This is a genomic window from Luteibacter sp. NPDC104163 (assembly GCF_055584245.1).
In genome coordinates this window covers 105,414-123,968 of record NZ_JBVJMK010000003.1, presented here as the reverse complement: position 1 = coordinate 123,968, position 18,555 = coordinate 105,414, and the positions used below count along the sequence as shown (strand labels likewise).

Below are 18,555 nucleotides of genomic sequence, written 5' to 3'. Positions count from 1 at the left end.
ATAGCTTAATATTCCTTGCCCGGGCGGGTGAATGATCCTCCCAGTTGCCCTTTTGAGGGTTGCTACTCGCTCGCGACCATCAGGTTGGCCTCCTTGCGCAGGATGCCAACGAACGCGTTACGCGCATCGCGCACTTCTTCAGGCCGGTCGTTGTTCGTCAGGATGACGATGACGGTGTCCTTATCCGGAAGGACGGTGAGGTTGCTTGCGAAGCCCTCCCATCGCCCAACCTGCGAGACGCGTGCGTCACCCATCACGTCACGCCATGCTTCCTTCGAGACCACCTTGCCCGCCTGCAGGGCACGAGCCCATAGCAGCAGGTCGCCGGTCGTCGAATAGGTCCCATGGAGGCCTTTGCTGTCGCATCCTGTCGTGTCGTCCATCGGCTTCAGCGAGCCATTCCGTGTCATGCGCATCCCATGCGCGCGTTGGGCGTCATCATCCTTGCCACTCGTCGCGGTGCGAACCCAGCTGTGCCGCATGTTCAATGGCTCAAAGAACTGCTCGCGCACGAAATCGGCATAGCTCTGTCCCGCGATGCTTGCGATAAGGCCGCGCAGTTGCCTCTCGCTCGCACCATCCGGAATCCCCGAGGTGCGCGTCAGCAACTGGCGGATAGTCACGGTCGGGTCGGGAAAACCTGGCGGGTATTTGCTGACCGCGTCATCGAGGGCGAGCTGATGCCGCTCGGCAAGCCGCAACACCGCCGCAACCGTGAACTGCTCGCCGATCGCGCCGATGTCGAAAGCCGATGCCGGTGTCAGGCGCGACCTTCGATCCACGGATGCCTTGCCGACCGCCCCCTCGTAGACGACATCTCCCGAACGCGACACCAGATAGGAGCCGTTGCAGGCGAGGGCGGCTGCGCATTGGCGCACGTAAAGCGCGATATCGCCCCGCGCCCGGCCCTCCGCGGCCACGGCCGATGTGAATAGCGCGGCGCCCAGGCAGGCGCCCAGGCAGCCCAGGCGAGCGTAGCGGGTCCGTTCCATGCTTACCTCCGCAGACCATCGTCATTGAGTGGGCGGAGTGTCCGTCCCGCGCCCCGCGAAGTGGCGCGATTTCCGATGAATGCGGGAATGACCGGGATGGAACGCGATTCCCGGCCCCTGGGCATGCCGGGCTATGCTGATACGCGAGGCATTCAGGATGGGAGCATCGATGAGCGTGAGCGACATGACCAGGCACGGCCTGGCGCGCAGCCTGGCCTTTGCGGCCGCGCTTCTTTGCGTGGCCGGGCCCACCTCGGCACAGCAGGCCGCCACGGGCCGGTTCGGCTTCGATGAGGCCGGCATGGATCGCACGGTCAGGCCCGGCGATGATTTCTACGCCTACGCGAACGGTACCTGGGCGAAAAAGACGCCCATCGCGCCGGATCGGTCGACGGTCTCGCTGTTCACCCGCATGGCCGACGAAAACACGGCGCGGGTGCGCGAGATCCTGGAAGCGGCGAGACGCGACCCATCGAGCCGGATGGGCTCTGCGTACGCAAGCTATCTCGATCACGAGCGGGTCGAGCAACGCGGCATGACGCCCATCAAGCCCTGGCTCGATCGCGTGCACGCCATCCACGACCTCGCCAGCTACCGCGCGCTGCTGCCGCAGGCATTGCGGCTGGGCATCAGCCTGCCCATAGCCGTCGATGTACAGCCCGACGATGGCAACCCCGAGGTCTATACGTCGATCGTTTCGCAGGCGGGCCTGGGCATGCCGGATCGCTCGTATTACCTCGACGATGCCGCGCCCATGCGCGAAACGCGCACGAAGTACCTCGCATGGCTGTCACGCATGCTCGCCCTGGCCGATGGAACGAGCGGCACGGAGAAGCGTGCCGACGCTGTCATGGCATTCGAAATGGCCATCGCGAAGGCCAGCTGGACGCCGCTGCAGAACCGCGATGCGACGCGTACGTATAACCCGGTGAACCTCGGCGCACTGCAGGCGGCGTCGCCGAATCTCGGCTTCGACCGGCTGCTTGGCGCACCGGCGGATGCCTCCACGCGCATCGTCGTGATGCAGCCGGACGCCGTCGCCGCCATCGACCGGCTCGTGGCGACCACGCCCGTTCCCGTGCTTCGCGACGCGCTGCTCGTGGCATCGCTCCATGCATACGCCGACCTGTTGCCCGACACCGTGGCCGACGCGGACTTCGCTTTCCATGGCAAGGTGCTCGAGGGCAGCGAACAGCGTGAGCCGCGCGAGCAACGGGCTGCGCAGTTCGCCGTGGATGCGGTGCCCGACGATGTGAGCAAGGCCTATGTTGCGCGCTGGTTCACGCCTGAAACGAAGGCGGCGGCGCTCGCGATGGTGCGCAACATCATCGCGGCCATGGATCGCCGTCTCGATAAGCTGGACTGGATGGCGCCGGCGACGAAGCAGCGCGCGCACGCCAAGCTGCGCAACTTCAGCCCGCGCATCGGCTACCCCGATCGCTGGCACGACTACGGCACGCTGGCCATGCGCGCGGATGACCTGCTCGGTAACGCCATGCGGGCCCGCGAATGGAAGCATGCGTGGGATCTCGGCCGCATCGGCAAGCCCGTCGATCGTTGGGAGTGGACGACGACGCCCATGACGGTCGATGCGTTCGCCAACTATCCGACCGTGGCCATCACGTTCCCGGCGGCCATCCTGCAACCGCCGTTCTTTGATCCCCATGCCGATGCAGCCGTGAACTATGGTGGTATCGGTGCGGTGATCGGGCACGAGCTCAGCCATCAGTTCGACGACCAGGGCGCGAAGTACGACGAACACGGGCGGTTGGTCACCTGGTGGACGCCCGCCGACGTGGCGGCGTTCAAGGAGCGGACGGGGGCGCTGGTGCGGCAGTTCGACCAGTACGAGCCGTTGCCCGGCACGCACGTGAATGGAGGCCTGACGCTCGGCGAGAATATCGCGGACCTCGCCGGCCTCACGGTCGCCTACGACGCTTACAAGGCTTCACCGGAAGGGCAGCGCGCGGTCGTCATCGACGGATTCAGCGGGGACCAGCGCTTCTTCCTCGGCTGGGCGCAGTTGTGGCGGTACCGTTACCGTGACGCGGACCTGCGCCGCCGGCTGCTGACCAACGGCCACGCTCCCGGGACGCAACGCGTGTGGACCATGCGCAATCTGGACAGCTGGAACACGGCCTGGCGGGTCAGCCCTGGCATGCGTTTATACCTGCCGCCAGGGCAGCGCGTACGCATCTGGTGAGGCACGCGAAGGCGGTCTCGCCGCCAGCTTCACATCGCACGAATGTGCGCTTGGCGAGGCTGGTGTCCACCGATGCTGGGGAGATCGCTCATGGCCACGGCGCAAACGAGCAACCACGCGAGCACGATCGGCGCCATGGCCGCCGGTAAGCTGCTGGCGAAGGCCACGGGCGGGCGCTTGTGGCCGACCCTGCTGATCCTGGCTGGCATCGTGCTGGTGCGTCGCTATATCGATGCCCAGGCCTCGAAGAAGGCGCACGCGAAAGCGTTGCTCGATGCACCGGACTGAGAAGCGTCTCAGGGGCGCTTAGTGAAGAAGCGAATTCGTGCGGCGTCGTGGCGAGCTGCGCACGGGTTTCGTGTGCGTGATCAATAAAGGCGTCACGATCGCCAGCCATCCTTCCGTAAAGGCACGCAGATCCGCGGCGAGATGGCTTGGCGCGGGGCGTGCCATGGCCTGGCATAGCGCGAGCGTCAACACCCGGGGCTCGGGATGGGCCGAGATGGCGGCTTCCAATGCGATCTCCAGCGCGGCGAGCTTGCCGAGCAGATAGGTACGATCATCCATGATGCTTCCTTGGCCTACACACTTTCGCGTCGGACGATGACACGAAGACCGGGCACTGTCACCTCACATGGGACGGCGAAAGCCGCTACAGCGCCGTTTGTCCGTGCCTGATGATATGGCTGCGCTGGTTGTCACGCCTGCACATCTGGCATTGTATGCGTTCGCAGGCCGCGCGCAGTGGGCGCGCAAAGAAGTAAAGTCGGCCCAGGGAGGGCAATGAATGATTAGTGTTGTTTTGGTCGACGACCATGAACTGGTCAGGACCGGCTTCCGGATGATCCTGCAGCAGCAGGCTGACCTCCGGATCAGGGGTGAGGCCGGGACCGCGGAGGAGGGACTGCGCCTCATCCGTGCGCAGTCACCGGATATCGCCCTCGTCGATGTGCACATGCCAGGCATGAGTGGCGTGGAGCTCACCGAGCGCGTTATCCGTGCCAAGTTACGTACCAATATCGTCATCCTCACCGTGGTGGATGACGCGCGGTTCCCCAAGCGGCTGCTGGACGCTGGCGCGCTGGGATATCTCACGAAGGGTTGTTCCGCGGACGAACTGCTGACGGCCGTGCGTTCGGTCGCCGGCGGCCGGCGTTACCTTGCCCCGACGGTGGCCCAGCAGCTGGCGCTGGCGACGCTTGATGGCTCCGATTCGCCATTCGATTCGCTGTCCACCCGTGAGATGGAGGTATCGATGATGCTGGTGCGCGGCATGCCGCTCACCTCCATCGGCGAGCGGCTGAACCTCAGCCCGAAGACCGTCTCCACCTACAAGCAGCGCCTGATGGAGAAGCTGCACGTGGACCACGTGGTAGGCCTTGCCCACCTGATGACCGTCCACGGCCTGCTCGATACGCACAACCACCAGGTCGGCAGCTAGGCCGCCAGTCCGCTCCGGGGATTTCGATGCCATGAACGCAACGGGGAGGCACCTGGCCTCCCCGTCGCTTCATCGTGCTTAGTGCTGGCCGTCGTGTGGCTCGTGGCGTGGCCGCGTCAGCAGGTCGCCCTGGGTCGGCGGAGTCCAGCCCGGCTGTTCCGTCGGGGCAACCGGGGCGTGGGACACGTGCGAGACGTTGGACGCCTCCGGTGACTTCGGCGTGACCGGTTCAGCCGGGGCCGCTACCGCGGCGGGTGCCGGGGTCGGGGCCGCAACCGGCGTCGGAGCGGGCGTCGGCACGGGAACCGGAGCCGGCTTCGGCGCCTCCGCAACGGGGGCCGGAGCGGCGACGGGCTTCACGGCTTCGGCTGCTTTTGCAGCTTCCTCAGCGTCCACCACCGGCGCAGCCGCTGCGTCTTCCGGGGCGATGCCGTCGTCCTTCGGTGCTTCGACCGGCTTAATCGGCTCAGCCACCGGAGCAGCGGCCTCGACCACGGGAGCGGCTTCGGCCTTCACGGCCTCGACCGCAGGCGTGGCGGGCACGTCGTCGATGGGCAGGCCACGCGCCGGCGCGTCGAGCACCGATTCACCCGCGGCAGCGGCCGGGACCGGCGTATGCGACGGGGCGGCCGGAGCCGTCTTCAGCGGTGCATCCGATTCCGTCTGGCGGCGCTCGCTGGTGCGGACCTCGACCGAGTCGGCCGGGCTGACGGGTTCATGCGACGGCTGTGCCTGGGTGGCCGGTGCAGCCGTGCCCGGGATGGGCGGCAGCTTCGGCAGCGAGGGCAGGGTAAGTGCCGACGGCACGTGCTCGTCGTCGCCCGGCTCGGACGGCCGGGTGGCCTCCGTACGCGGCGCCTCGAGCTTGATGGCGTTCTCGGCGGCTTCCGGCGTGTCGAGCACCGGCGGCACGCTGGCGCTGTCGCGACCGGTACCGGCCTCGTCATCACCCTCGTCATCGTCCATGTCGGCATCGGCGCCGCCCTCGAGTGCGCCTGCCTGGGCGCCATCTTCCTGGCGACGGCGGCGACGGCCGCCACGTCGGCCGCGGCGACGGCGCTGGCCGCCTTCACCGGCCTCGCGGTTGGCTTCACCCTGGGCACCATCGGCGCCCTCGGCCTGGACGGACTCATCCGTCGCGACCGGCAGCTCGGCGACCGGCGCGGTCAGCAGCGTTTCGTCGGCGACAGGGGCGACGGCCGGTGCCGCCGGCTTTTCTGCCTGCGCGCGCTGCGGCTGTGCCTGTGCGGCGGCCTTTTCGACCTTCTCGACCTTCTCACCCTGCGGCTGGCGCTCACCGCGCGGCTGCTGCTGGCGGCGATTCTCGTTGGCCTGGGCCTTCTCCGGCTGGTCCTGGCGACCCTGGCGGCCACCCTTCTCCTGCTGGCCGTCCTTCTGCCGGTTCTTCTCTTCGCCCTGGCGCTGCTGGCTCTTTTCCTGCTTCTGCTTTGGCTGCTGGCCCTGGCGGGCCTGGCCTTCGGCCTTGTCCTTGCGGTTCTGGCCCTGGCGCTGCTCGCCCTTGCCACGACCCTCGCCACGGCCTTCGCCGCGGCGATCGTCACGGCGGTTGCGGTCGTTGCGATCGTTACGGCCGCCCGAGCGCGACTCCTCGCGGCGCGAGGTGGGGGCGGGCGCAGGTGCTGCCGGCTCCGGCTTGGCGCCGCCACCGAACAGGCCGCTGAACAGGCGCGAGAAGAAGCCGCCGGTGGGTGCGGCAGGAGCGGCCGGGCGGGTCGCCTGGACCGGCGCGGCGGCCGTTTCCAGCTCGTCGTCACGGATGGGTGCGGGCGAGGCGGGGACCACGCCGGTCACCAGCGGCTGCTCGCCGCTGCCCAGCATCTGGCCCATCTTCGGCAGCGCCGTCGCGACCACCGGGGTGGTGCGCTCGTAGCTCGGCTTGCTGTGCTCGCCCATGTCCGCCTCGCGGATACGGGTGATCTCGAGGTGCGGGGTTTCCAGCTTGTCGTCCGCGACGACCACGACGTGGACGTTATGGCGCAGCTCGATCTCGACGATGCTGGCGCGCTTCTCGTTGAGCATGAAGTTGGCGACCGACGGCGGCGCCTGCACCAGGACCTGCCCGGTGTTTTCCTTCATCGCGTGCTCTTCGATAAGCCGCAGGGTCGACAGGCCCAGCGACTCGACGCTGCGGATGTGGCCGTGGCCTTCGCAACGCGGGCAGACGTTCTGGGTGGCTTCGCCCAGGCTCGGGCGCAGGCGCTGGCGCGACATCTCGAGCAGGCCGAAGCGGCTGATGCGGCCGATCTGGACGCGGGCGCGGTCGGCCTTGAGGGCGTCCTTCAGGCGCTCTTCCACCTCGCGCTGGTGGCGCGGGCTGTCCATGTCGATGAAGTCGATGACGATGAGGCCGCCGGCGTCGCGGATGCGCAGCTGGCGGGCGATCTCGGTGGCGGCTTCAAGGTTGGTATTGAACGCCGTCTCTTCGATATCGCTGCCCTTGGTGGCCTTCGACGAGTTGATGTCGATGGCGGTCAGGGCTTCGGTCTGGTCGATGACGATGGAGCCGCCCGAGGGGAGGCGGACATTGCGTTCGAAGATGGACTCGATCTGGGTCTCGATCTGGTAGCGCGAGAACAGCGGGGTCGGGTCCTGGTACAGCTTGAGCTTGCGCAGGTTGTTCGGCATGACCTGCTGGACGAAATCGCGCGCGTCCTTGAACAACGATTCCTCGTCGACCAGGATCTCGCCGATGTCGTTACGCAGGTAGTCGCGCAGGGCGCGGATGAACAGCTTCGATTCCTGGTAGATCAGGAACGGCGCCTTCTGCGACGTCGCGGCGGCTGAGATCGACTTCCACAGCTGGAGCAGGTAATCCAGGTCCCACTGGAGTTCCTCGGCGTCGCGGCCCATGCCGGCGGTACGCACGATCAGGCCCATCTCATCGGGCACCGAGAGGTGCTCCATGGCTTCCTTGAGGGCCTGGCGGTCTTCGCCCTCGATGCGACGCGACACACCACCCGCACGCGGGTTGTTCGGCATCAGCACCATGTAACGGCCGGCAAGGCTGATGAACGTGGTGAGGGCCGCGCCCTTGTTACCGCGTTCTTCCTTCTCGACCTGGACGATGATCTCCTGGCCTTCCTTCAGGAGCTCGCGGATATTCGATTTACCTTCCGCGTTCGGGTTGAAGTAATCGCGGGAGATTTCCTTCAGCGGCAGGAAGCCGTGGCGTTCGGCGCCGTAATCGACGAAGCAGGCTTCGAGGGAGGGTTCGACGCGGGTGATGCGGCCTTTGTAGATATTGGCCTTTTTCTGTTCCCGGGACGGGATTTCGATGTCGAGATCGTAAAGGTTCTGGCCGTCGACGATGGCCACGCGCAACTCTTCGCGCTGAGTCGCGTTGATCAACATACGCTTCATTGTAGATTCCTCGGCCTTGCCGCGCGGCCGCGCGCCGCGGTGGCGCCCATGTGGCGGCCTGCCGGGGATCGCGCCGCAGCGGTAAGGCTTTAAGCGGCATGGTTTCCGGGGCCGATACCTGGCCTCGGCGTGATTCGTGAATAAGCGCCTTGCAGCCATCCCGTTTCTTACAGATAACCGGACAACTGCAACCCGAACCATTACGATATGGGGTGTCTTCCACCTCCCGACCCCTCGGACGGGATAGCGTGACACTCGCCTTACGCGACGGAACCGGCACCCCGCGAGAGATAAGTCTTCAGCGGAGCCTGACGCTCGCCGAGTATCCTATCAATTTCGAGTTTTATCAATGCAGACGGCAACTTCCCTCGACGGCGGCCAAGGTGTACGGCTGGTCGAAATCGGCCCCGAGAGGGACGGGCAGCGCGTGGATAACGCGCTCATGACCCTGTGCAAGGGCGTGCCGAAGAGCCTGGTCTACCGCATCCTGAGAACGGGCCAGGTTCGCATTAACGGCAAACGGGCCAAACCGGATACCCGGCTGGCCGCCGGCGACATGCTGCGGATACCGCCCATCCGGGTTGCCGAAAGGGAGGAGGGTGTCGCGCCGAGCGGCATGGTCAAGGCCGTCACGGACTCGATCATCTTTGAAGACAAGCACTTCCTGGTTATTGATAAGCCGGTCGGCATTGCCGCCCACGGTGGCAGCGGGGTGAGCCATGGCGCGATCGAGCTGCTCCGCGCCGCCCGCCCCAATGAGCACCTCGAGCTGGTCCATCGCCTCGACCGGGATACCAGTGGCGTCCTGGTGTTTTCGAAGAGCCGGGCCGGCCTTACCGGGCTCCAGGCGCTAATCCGCGACAACCAGGTGGTGAAGCAGTACCTCTGCCTGATGACCGGCACCCCCCGCAAGGCGAAGTTCGACGTGAACGCGCCGCTGCTGAAGTCGGTCATGCACGGCGGGGAACGGATGGTCCGGGTCGATGACGCGGGCAAGCCTTCGCTCACCTTCTTCCAAGAAGTGGAGCAGTACCCGGGCAGCCGCCTGATGCGGGCGACCCTCGGTACCGGCCGTACCCACCAGATCCGCGTCCACGCCCAGTACATCGGCCACCCGCTCGCCGGCGACCCCAAGTACGGCGACCCCGAGGCCAACAAGCGCATGCGCGCCAAGGGCCTGAAGCGGATGTTCCTCCACGCGGCCCGGATGAGCTTCGACCTCGACGGCAAGAACTACGACTTTTCAGCGCCGTTGCCCGACGATCTGAAGACGTTCCTGGACAATCTGCGCAGCTGACGCGATCCGTCCCACAACCGCATGGACGGCAGGGTCAGGAAAGGAACCGCGCGCTGACTTCCAGTGAGCGCAGCACCCCGCCGGCCATGCAGGCCTGCATGATCACCGCCGCGGCCGCGTGGGCGACGGCCACCGGCAGCAATGACCGGTGATGCAGGTACCACCAGGCCCAGCCCAGTTCGGCGACGAAGCACAGCTGCATCAGCAGGCCGTTGGGCGTGTGGAGCAGGGCGAAGGCCAGCGCCGCCAGCAGGACGGCGACCGGACGCGGCAACGCCCGGGCCAGCAGGGCGGCCACCACGGCCAGCATCAGCCACTGCTGGAAGAACGCCCAGCCCACGTAGAGCAGGATTCGGCCGGTCGGCGGCCACACCGGTGGGTGGCCGGCCACCGCGGCGATGCCGATGGCCACGGGGATCGCCAGCAAGGGCCAGCCGGCCATGTGCCATCCTCGTGTCCAGTGCCAGCGGGGCACGGCTCGAATCCAGGTAAGGAAGACGGCGTAAGCCACACCGCCCGCGAACATTGATACGGCCTGCGCCGCCGGGGCATGGATGGTCAGGCCCAGGCCGGCGATGAACCAGACGGGTCCGGCCAGGACAAGGGCCGCGTTCGCCAGATCGCCCGCCCGCGTGGTTGCCGCCCGGCGTCGGGTGACAAGGGCGCCCGCGCCCAACAGCAGCCCATACAGACACGGGATGATCCAGCCGGCTGGCGCCGGCCAGGGCGTTTCGGCCACGGCGTCGCCAAAGGTGACAAGAGGGTTGCCCGCACGCTGGCGGTCGCGCCAGCGCAAAAGACCTTCGGCGGTCATGCCGTGGGGAAGAGCGATCCCGGCTTCGGGCATTCGGCCATCGGCCTGGGCAAGGCTCGCGTCACGCAGGATCAGGGTCGCCCCGGGCGGGAGCGTAAAGGCCAGCCGGAGCATCGCAGCCCGTTCAGGGGGAGGGGCCGGCCTCCCCGCGGAGTCATGCCAGGCGAGCTGATCCAGGCTGATGGGGTTCGCCAGGCCCGGGATGCTGGCGCGGACGAGCGGCGCAGCGAGGGTCGGGCGCACCACGACACTGAAGTCGCCGTCGTGGGCGATCGCGTCCAGGCGAAGGACGTTGAGCCGCCGGAGGTCGGCCTGGCGGCTCAGCGGAAACCCGATCTCGCCGCGACCCGTTCGGTAGGGCGAGACCATCAGGCCGCTTGCATCCGCCGCCGCCTTCGCATCACCGAAGACCTTCCCGGCGACGATGTCGTCCGGACCGCGGAAACGCCACGACCAGGGTGATGCCCCGCTGGCGTAGGCGGCGCGGTCTGCCGCGCCATCCGCCTCCATCGCCCCGCGCACCACGGAGGCGGCCAGCAACGGCAACAGGAAAAACGCGCCCACGGCCAGGGCGGCCATGGCCAGCCCAAGCACGCGATAGTGGCGCGGTGGCACGTCAGCGATCGAGCAGGGCCTCGACGCGTGCGGCGCAGATGAAATCGTTCAGCGACAGGCCGCCCACATCGTGGGTGGACCAGAGGATGTGGCAATGGCCGTAACCCGCTTCCAGGTCAGGGTGGTGGTCTTCCTGGTTGGCCATGAAGCCCACCGCATTGATGAACCCCAGGGTGTGGTGGAAGTCCTTGAACGGGAAGTCCTTCACGATCGCCTTGCCGTCCTCGCTCACTTTCCAGCCCGGCAGGTCCTTCAGGTAACCGTCGATGGCGACGCGGTCCAGTGCATGTTCGGCGCCCTTGCGCGGCTGGCAGTGCTGGGTGGCGAGCGGTGAAAGCGACATGGCGGGGTGTCCATCCGGGGAAAGGTGCGAAGCGTCGATGGTCGCGGTTGAATTGTCAAAAGGGCGCGCCCAGATCGAAACCGTACTAAAATGGTCTTGTTTCCCGGCGATCCCCGCGCCGGGCAGGTATTCCGGAGTCACCATGATCGATATCACGGAACGCGCCCAGGCGCATTTCCAGCGGCTGATCGCCCAGCAGGGCGAAGATGGGCTTGGCGTACGCCTGCGCGTCGTCGCGGCCGGCACCCCGTCGGCCCAGTGCGAACTGGAGTTCTGCGCCCCGGGCGAACTCACCGGCGATGAATGGACCATCGAATGCCAGGGCTTCAACCTGTATGTCGACGGCGAGAGCATGCCCTGGCTCGATCCGGCGAACATCGACTACGAGATGACCCCCACGGGTAGCCAGCTCAACATCCGCGCCCCGCGGATCAAGGGCGAGGCCCCGGGTGAGGGCGCCGGCGTGGTCGAGCGGGTGAAGTACGTGCTCGAGACCGAAATCGCCCCCGGCATCGCCTCGCATGGCGGCCGCATTTCGCTGGTCGAGGTCACTGCCGAGGGCGTCGTCGTGCTGCGCTTCGGCGGCGGCTGCCACGGCTGCGGCATGGTCGACGTGACCCTGAAGAACGGCGTCGAGAAGACCCTGCGCGAGCGCGTACCCGAGGTGACCGAGGTACGCGACGTCACCGACCACGCCACCGGCGAGAAGCCTTACTTCGAACGCAAGGCCGGCTAGCCGGCCGTATCTTCACCTACTGTGGGAGCGCGCTTGCGCGCGATGGAGGATTCCGCAAGCCTCATCGCGCGCAAGCGCGCTCCCACATGCAGTGCGGAAAGGTGCGCCACAAAAAAGCCCGCGTGAGCGGGCTTTTTTGCGCGTGAGCGTAGCGACAGGGCGGCTTAGTCGCCCTGCACGTGGTGCTCGAGCCCGCTCAGCTTGGTCGGCATCGTATGGAAATACGCGGAGATATCCTCGATGTCCTGGTCGGACAGCGTGGCCGCGAAGCCCTTCATGACCAGGTTGTCGCGCTTGCCGTTCTTGTACTCGTGCAGCGCCTGGGCGAGGTAGTCGGCGTACTGGCCGGCAAGCCGCGGGTACTGCGGGTCGACCGAGTTGCCATCCTTGCCGTGGCAGGCCACGCAGGTGGCGATCTTCTTGCCGCCCACAGCGGGGTCGCCAGAGGCAAGCGTGGCGGTAGCGGTCAGCGCCAGCGCGGCGCCGATGAGTGTCAGGGTGAACCCACGGATCATCATGCGTCCTCGGCGGCTTACTGGGCGAGACTGGAAAGGTAGGCGGCGATGTCGGCGATATCCTTGTCCGACAGGCTAGCGGCCTGGGCACCCATGGAGGGATGCGTGCGGCCCGTGCCAGGCGCCTTGAAGCCCTTCTGGTAGTCCTTCAGCGCGTTGACGATGTACTGCTCGTTCTGGCCGGCGATGTGCGGCACGTGGTACGAGGGGTAGACGTTGGAGTAACCGGGTACGCCGTGACAACCCTGGCAGGTGTACACGAGCTGGCGTCCCCTCGTTTTATCCCCTTCTGCGTGCGCGGCGGTGGCGCACATGGCTACAGCGATCAGACCGTACAGATACAGACGCTTCATCAATGGTTCCCTGGGTACCGGGCGGGGCCGGGGGTGGAAAGTAGCCATTGGAGTATAGAGGCGCCTTCCGGCGGCCGACAACCGGCGGTGCAGCAAGGCATCGCGCGCAAGCGCGCTCCCACGGGAGCGGCAGCACGGGGGTGAGCTCGTTGTGGGAGCGCGCTTGCGCGCGATCAGGGTTACAGCAACGACCGGATGATATGGATGCCCGCGATGTACTCGCCGGCGATCGTCCCGATGCAGACCAGGAAGAAATTCAGCAGGGTCCGGGCCACGCGGTTCTTCCACCAGCCCGTCCAGTGCGTGATGTCATCGCGCAGCTGCTCGAAGTCGACCACGCGGGGCTTGCGGATCCACGCCTCGACCATGGCGCTGACGGCGCCGGAGGGAATGCCCGGGCGGAACGGCTTGACCGGGCCTGCGACGAACGCGGCGATGATGCTCAGCGGATGCCCGCCGGCGATCAGTGCGCCCAGTGCCGAGAGGCCACCCGTGAGCAGCACCCAGTTGAGCAGCGCCTCCTTGCCCAGGCTCGGGTTGCGATAGAACGCGTAGCCAATGACGGCGAAGATCGCCAGCACGATGCCCACGGCAAGGTACTTCGGCCACTTCGCCGGCGGCGGCGTCACGGCCAGCTCGTCGGCGAGTGCCGACGGCACGCCGTGCTGGTGGCCCAGCTCGTGGCTCATGCCCTTGAGGTGGCCCGCGCCGATCACGACCAGCACCTTGCGGCTCGGCGCGGCTTCGTCCATCCGGTCGCCGTTCTCGCGCAGCTTCGCGGCCATGAACTCATCGCGCTCGGCGATCAGCGCGCGGTAGAGCGGCGCCGAATCCTTCGCGAAATCGCTGAACGCGCTCTCGAGCAGGTCGGATTGCTTGAGCTTCTCGATATCCGCCTCGGCGATATCCTCGCGCTCGAACACGCTGCCAAGCATGCCGGCCAGCAGGCCGAAGCGCTGGAAGAAACCGACGCTACGCCACGCACGCTTGAGCGTGGTACCGACCTCGCGGTCGACCAGCCACACGGGGATGCCGCGCGCATCCGCGCCATCCATCGCCGCCTTCATTTCCGCGCCCGGCTCGATGCCGTACTGCGCCGCCAGGCGCTTCTGGAACGAGCCAAGCACCAGGCTGGCCGCGACCATGCCGGCCTTGCCCTGGCGGATGACCTGGAACAGGTCCATCTGCTTGAAGGCTTCCGGGTCGCGGATACCGTGCGCACGGCTTTCGCAGAGCTCCACCGCCACGGCGTCGAAGTGCTCGGTCTCGAGCAACGCGTTGACCGCATCGACACTGGCGCGCGAAACATGCGCCGTGCCGAGGATGACGTAGTCGACCCCGTCGCGCCGCATGCGCTCGATGGGCTGGCCTTCCAGGGCCGCGGGGAGGGGGGCGTCGTGCTCGGCGGGCTGCATGCGCGTCGGTGGTCCTTTGGGGTTAATCGCGGTAACGCTTGGTGAGGTCGCCGTACGCATCGATGCGGCGATCGCGCAGGAACGGCCAGATGCGGCGGACGTGCTCGCTGCGCTCCATGTCGATATCGACGATGAGCAGCTCACGCCCGTCCGTGCCGGCCTGGGCGAGGAACTCGCCCTGCGGACCCGCGACGAAGCTGGAGCCCCAGAACTGGATGCCGCTGCCGACGCCCGACGGATCCGCCTCGTAACCCGTGCGGTTGCACGAGAGCAGGGGCAGGCCATTGGCCACGGCGTGGCCGCGCTGCACGGTGATCCATGCCTCGCGCTGGCGCGCCTTCTCGGCATCGTCGTCGTTCGGATCCCAGCCGATCGCGGTCGGATAGAACAGGATATCGGCGCCGGCCAGCGCCATCAGGCGCGCGGCTTCCGGGTACCACTGGTCCCAGCACACGAGCACGCCGAGCTTGCCGACCGAGGTCTGGATCGGGTCGAAGCCCAGGTCCCCGGGGGTGAAGTAGAACTTCTCGTAGAACGCCGGATCGTCCGGGATGTGCATCTTGCGGTACTTGCCCGCGATGACGGCCGAGCGGTCGAAGACCACGGCGGTGTTGTGGTACAGGCCGGTGGCGCGCTTCTCGAAGATGGAAGCGACGACCACGAGCTTCAGCTCCTCGGCGAGCTTGCCGATGCGGTCGGTGCCCGGGCCGGGGATCGTCTCGGCGCGATCGAATTCCGCCACGCTCTCGTGCTGGCAGAAGTACGGGCCGTTATGCAGCTCCTGCAGCAGCACGAGCTCGACGCCGGCTTTCGCAGCCTCGCGCACGCCAGCCTCGATCGCATCAAGGTTGGCATCGCGGCTGCCGCGGTCGGTTTCCTGGAGGAGGGCGACCTTGAGGGTCTTGCGGGTCATGGTTGTCTGTCCTCGGAATAACTTACTTGGCGATATCGGCGGGCAACTGCATGGTGATGCAGTGCAGGCTGCCGTTCTGCCAGATGAGTGGGCGGCACGGCACCTGCACCACTTCGCGGCCCGGGTGGGCCAGCCCGATGATCCGGGCCGCTTCCGCGTCGACGCGGTCGCCATAGGCCGGCACCAGCACTGCGCCATTCACGATCAGGTAGTTCGCGTAGGACGCAGCCAGGCGGCGGCCTTCGTCGATGATCGGCTGGGCCCAGGGCAGGGGGTGCAGCACATAGGGCTTACCTTCCGGCGAACGCAGCTCGGCGAGTTCGGTGGCCATCTGGCCCAGTTCCTCGAAGTGCGGATCGCTGGCGTCGTCGCAGGCCTGGAAGACGATGCCGCCATCCGGGCTGAAGCGCGCGAGCGTATCGATATGGGCGTCGGTGTCGTCGCCTTCAAGATAGCCATGCTCCAGCCACAGCACGCGGTCGGCGTGCAGGGTGGTGGCCAACGTGTCGGTCATGGATTCGCGGGAGAGATCCGGGTGGCGCTGCACCAGGCACTTCCAGGTGGTCAGGATCGTGCCCTTGCCGTCGCTCTCGATGCCGCCGCCTTCCAGTGCCCAGTCGATGCGCTTGTGCGGCAGGCCGCTGAGCACGCCGCGCTGGAGCAGCCCGGCGATGATCGCGTCATCCTGCTCGGCGCCGAACTTGCCGCCCCAGCCGGTGAAGCGGTAGTCGTTGAGCAGCACGCCGTTGGGGCCGGTCAGCGTGATCGGGCCGGAATCGCGCAGCCAGGTGTCGTCGTAGGGCAGCTCGATGAAGTGCACGCGCGACATGTCGGCGCCGGCTTCCTCGATCGCCAGCCGCGCGCGTTCGCGCAGCCCGGCATCGGCCACGATGATATGCAGCGGCTCGAAGCGCGTAACCGCGGCGGCCAGGGCGATATAGGTGGTCTCGACGCCTTCGAGGCGATCGGCCCAGTCAGTACCGGCATGCGGCCAGGCGATGAGTACGCCGGCCTGCGGCTCCCATTCGGCGGGCAGGCGGTAAGAAGCGGGGTTCGTCATGGCGGGCGGGGTCGGGAAAGGGAAGCCCGCTATTGTAAGGCTTCCCGATGACCGTTGCCCGACCGGGTTATTTCGGGTTCTGCGGGTTGGTGTTGTTGCCCGCCGGCGTATTGAGAACCGTGTGGATCACGTGGCTCTTCTCGAAATAGACGATATAGCCCGGATACATCCAGCGGTTGATGACCGGCTGCTTGTGGCTGCCGCCACCGCGGGCATCGAGCTTCGAGGTCGGCGCACCGAAACGGCGCTCCACTTCGGCCATGCTCATGCCCTTGCTCGGCAGGTTCATGCCCTTCTCCTGCTGCACGCGCTGCATCAGGAGGGTATCGCCGGCACGGGCGGTCGGAGCCGCGGCAACGGCCACGAGGGCCAGGGCGATCGCGGTGAAAACAGGCTTGATGGTGTTCATGATGGCTCCGTCGCGCTCCCCATGCGGCGCAGGACAGCGTTTTAACAGATCGCCCGAAATCGCGCCATGGGCGGCGCGTGGCCATCTTCACGGCTGTGCCCCAAGTCGCATTCGGGCGACGCCAGCGGGCAGGGCAGCTATCATGCGCAGTCGCCTTTCGCCTCCTTCGGCCCGCCATGATCTCGTTTCGTAACCTCGCCCTGCGCCGGGGCACCCGTACCCTGCTCGACAAGATGGACCTCACCATCCAGACCGGGTGGAGCCTGGCCGTCATCGGCCGCAACGGCTGCGGCAAATCCACCCTGTTCGCTGCGCTGAAGGGCGAACTGGAGCCGGAGAAGGGCGACCTCGACATGCCGCCGAAGGTGCGCATGGCCTCGGTGGCCCAGGAAACCCCGGCCCTGCCCGATGCCGCGATCGACTACGTGCTGGGTGGCGACGTCGAGGTGGCCGCGGCCCTGAAGGCCGAGCAGGACGCCTACGATGCGGGCGATCTCGAGGCGGTGGCCATGGCCCACCTGCGCATCGAGGAGGTCAACGGCTACGACGGCCGCGCCCGTGCCGGGCGCCTGTTGCACGGCCTGGGCTTCAGCCCGGAAACCCATGAGCAGGCCGTGGCCTCGTTCTCGGGCGGCTGGCGCGTGCGCCTCAACCTGGCCCGCGCGCTCATGGCGCCCTCCGACCTGCTCCTGCTCGATGAGCCGACCAACCATCTCGACCTCGATGCGGTGCTGTGGCTGGAAGAGTGGCTGCGCCGCTACCAGGGCACGCTGCTGATCATCTCGCATGACCGCGAGTTCCTCGATGCGGTGACCACGCACACCCTGCACCTGCACGACGGGACCGCGAAGCTCTACACCGGCAACTACTCGCAGTTCGAACGCCAGCGCGCCGAGCACCTGCGCCAGCAGCAGATCGCGCACGTGCGCGAGCAGGCCGAGCGCGCCCACCTGCAGTCGTTCATCGACCGCTTCAAGGCGAAGGCCAGCAAGGCGAAGCAGGCCCAGTCGCGCATGAAGCGCCTGGAAAAGATGAGCGGCACGGAAGCGGTGCGCGCCGAGCGCCCCTTCAGCTTCAGCTTCCCCAAGCCGGAGCGCCTGCCGACCTCGATGCTGCGCCTCGACCATGTGGATGCAGGCTACGGCGACCGCGTGGTGCTGAAAGACATCGCCTTCGGCCTGGAGGCGGGTGACCGCATCGGCCTGCTCGGCCCGAACGGCGCGGGTAAGTCCACCATGGTGAAGTCCCTCGTCGGCGAACTCGAGCCGATGGCCGGCGAGCGTCCGTTCCACAAGGACCTGAAGATCGGTTACTTCGCCCAGCACACCGTGGAGAGCCTGCACGATGGCTGGAGCGCGTTCGATCACCTGCAGGACAAGGCGCCCAATGCCGGCCAGCAGGTGCTGCGCGATTACCTCGGCACCTGGAATTTCCCGGCCGACCGCGTGTTCGAACACGTCGATGAGTTCTCCGGTGGTGAGCGCGCGCGTCTCGCACTGGCACTGATCGCGTGGGACAAGCCGAACCTGCTCCTGCTCGACGAACCGACCAACCATCTCGACCTCGATATGCGCGAGGCGCTGGCCGACGCGTTGTCCGATTTCGATGGCGCGCTCGTCCTCGTCTCGCATGACCGCCACCTGCTCGGCATGGTCTGCGACGAGTTCTGGCGCGTCGCCGATGGCGAGGTGGGTCCGTTCGACGGCGACCTCGACGATTACGCGAAGTGGCTGCGCACGCGCGCGACCACGCGCAAGACCGCCGCGGTGGCGTCCGCCCCGGCGGATGCGCCGGTGAAGGAAAAGGCGAAGGAGAAGCGCAAGCTCACCGCCGAGGAGCGCGAGAAGGAAAAGCCGATGCGCGCCCGGGTGAAAAAGATCGAATCGCTCGTCGAGGCCATGGACAAGGAGCTCACCGGCATCGAAACCAAGCTCGCCGATCCGGCCGTGTACGGCGGCCCGACCGCCGAGCTCGCGCGGCTTGGCCAGCGCCAGGCCGAACTGCGCGGCGAGAAGGAATCGCTCGAGTTCGAATGGATGGAACTGCTCGAAAAAATCGAGGACTGATG

Annotated in this window: 17 protein-coding genes; 6 read left to right on the top strand and 11 right to left on the bottom strand. The window is 67.0% G+C overall.

The genetic code is table 11. From position 1 onward, the window contains the following. Positions 1–62 precede the first annotated feature (62 nt). Positions 63–992 (bottom strand): serine hydrolase domain-containing protein, encoded by a 930-nt coding sequence (locus ACZ6YI_RS05245; protein ID WP_465777719.1) that lies wholly within the window; start codon positions 990–992, stop codon positions 63–65. Between the two features lie 169 nt (positions 993–1,161). On the opposite strand from ACZ6YI_RS05245, the gene ACZ6YI_RS05240 reads away from it, so the two are divergent. Then, entirely contained in the window at positions 1,162–3,195 is a 2,034-nt protein-coding gene (locus ACZ6YI_RS05240) for a M13 family metallopeptidase (RefSeq protein ID WP_465777718.1), read from the top strand. A 90-nt stretch (positions 3,196–3,285) separates the two neighbouring features. After that, positions 3,286–3,483, top strand: a complete 198-nt coding sequence (locus ACZ6YI_RS05235) for a hypothetical protein (RefSeq protein ID WP_440329281.1) — start codon at positions 3,286–3,288, stop codon at positions 3,481–3,483. A gap of 18 nt (positions 3,484–3,501) precedes the next feature. Here the strand turns inward: ACZ6YI_RS05235 and ACZ6YI_RS05230 are convergent, their stop codons facing one another. Beyond that, complete coding sequence (locus ACZ6YI_RS05230; RefSeq protein WP_465777717.1) at positions 3,502–3,762, bottom strand: hypothetical protein; 261 nt, start codon at positions 3,760–3,762, stop codon at positions 3,502–3,504. A 220-nt stretch (positions 3,763–3,982) separates the two neighbouring features. On the opposite strand from ACZ6YI_RS05230, the gene ACZ6YI_RS05225 reads away from it, so the two are divergent. Further along, positions 3,983–4,636, top strand: coding sequence for a response regulator (locus ACZ6YI_RS05225; RefSeq protein ID WP_440329277.1), 654 nt, complete (start codon positions 3,983–3,985; stop codon positions 4,634–4,636). Between the two features lie 78 nt (positions 4,637–4,714). Here ACZ6YI_RS05225 and rne read toward each other — a convergent pair whose 3' ends face one another. Further along, a complete protein-coding gene (gene rne, locus ACZ6YI_RS05220; RefSeq protein ID WP_465777716.1) occupies positions 4,715–8,017 on the bottom strand; it encodes a ribonuclease E in 3,303 nt (1,100 codons plus the stop codon). 349 nt (positions 8,018–8,366) lie between these two features. Here rne and ACZ6YI_RS05215 point away from each other — a divergent pair, with 349 nt between their 5' ends. Then, positions 8,367–9,314 carry an RluA family pseudouridine synthase gene (locus ACZ6YI_RS05215; RefSeq protein ID WP_465777715.1) on the top strand — a complete coding sequence of 316 codons (948 nt, stop codon included), beginning with the start codon at positions 8,367–8,369 and terminating at the stop codon, positions 9,312–9,314. A 34-nt stretch (positions 9,315–9,348) separates the two neighbouring features. On the opposite strand, the gene ACZ6YI_RS05210 is transcribed toward ACZ6YI_RS05215, so the two are convergent. Both ACZ6YI_RS05210 and ACZ6YI_RS05205 read right to left on the bottom strand, forming a co-directional pair. Continuing rightward, on the bottom strand, positions 9,349–10,743 hold the full coding sequence (locus ACZ6YI_RS05210; protein ID WP_465777714.1) for a CPBP family glutamic-type intramembrane protease: 1,395 nt from the start codon (positions 10,741–10,743) through the stop codon (positions 9,349–9,351). Between the two features lies 1 nt (position 10,744). Next, a complete protein-coding gene (locus tag ACZ6YI_RS05205) occupies positions 10,745–11,086 on the bottom strand; it encodes a 4a-hydroxytetrahydrobiopterin dehydratase (protein ID WP_465777713.1) in 342 nt (113 codons plus the stop codon). 142 nt (positions 11,087–11,228) lie between these two features. Between ACZ6YI_RS05205 and ACZ6YI_RS05200 the strand changes: the two genes are divergently transcribed. Beyond that, a complete protein-coding gene (locus ACZ6YI_RS05200) occupies positions 11,229–11,822 on the top strand; it encodes an NfuA family Fe-S biogenesis protein (RefSeq protein ID WP_440329269.1) in 594 nt (197 codons plus the stop codon). Positions 11,823–11,986: 164 nt separating this feature from the next. On the opposite strand, the gene ACZ6YI_RS05195 is transcribed toward ACZ6YI_RS05200, so the two are convergent. The 6 genes from ACZ6YI_RS05195 to ACZ6YI_RS05170 all read right to left on the bottom strand — a co-directional run bounded on the left by ACZ6YI_RS05195 (position 11,987) and on the right by ACZ6YI_RS05170 (position 16,487). Then, positions 11,987–12,337: a c-type cytochrome gene (locus ACZ6YI_RS05195; protein ID WP_465777712.1), complete on the bottom strand. Its 351-nt coding sequence runs from the start codon at positions 12,335–12,337 to the stop codon at positions 11,987–11,989. Positions 12,338–12,354: 17 nt separating this feature from the next. Beyond that, entirely contained in the window at positions 12,355–12,690 is a 336-nt protein-coding gene (locus tag ACZ6YI_RS05190) for a c-type cytochrome (RefSeq protein ID WP_465777711.1), read from the bottom strand. Between the two features lie 179 nt (positions 12,691–12,869). Then, complete coding sequence (locus tag ACZ6YI_RS05185) at positions 12,870–14,105, bottom strand: TraB/GumN family protein (protein WP_465777710.1); 1,236 nt, start codon at positions 14,103–14,105, stop codon at positions 12,870–12,872. A gap of 22 nt (positions 14,106–14,127) precedes the next feature. Next, positions 14,128–15,018, bottom strand: a complete 891-nt coding sequence (locus tag ACZ6YI_RS05180) for a carbon-nitrogen hydrolase (protein WP_465777709.1) — start codon at positions 15,016–15,018, stop codon at positions 14,128–14,130. 22 nt (positions 15,019–15,040) lie between these two features. Then, positions 15,041–16,078, bottom strand: coding sequence for an agmatine deiminase family protein (locus ACZ6YI_RS05175; RefSeq protein WP_440329259.1), 1,038 nt, complete (start codon positions 16,076–16,078; stop codon positions 15,041–15,043). A 67-nt stretch (positions 16,079–16,145) separates the two neighbouring features. After that, positions 16,146–16,487: a hypothetical protein gene (locus tag ACZ6YI_RS05170; RefSeq protein WP_440329257.1), complete on the bottom strand. Its 342-nt coding sequence runs from the start codon at positions 16,485–16,487 to the stop codon at positions 16,146–16,148. A gap of 176 nt (positions 16,488–16,663) precedes the next feature. Here ACZ6YI_RS05170 and ACZ6YI_RS05165 point away from each other — a divergent pair, with 176 nt between their 5' ends. Continuing rightward, a complete protein-coding gene (locus ACZ6YI_RS05165; RefSeq protein ID WP_465777708.1) occupies positions 16,664–18,553 on the top strand; it encodes an ABC-F family ATP-binding cassette domain-containing protein in 1,890 nt (629 codons plus the stop codon). Positions 18,554–18,555: the final 2 nt, after the last annotated feature.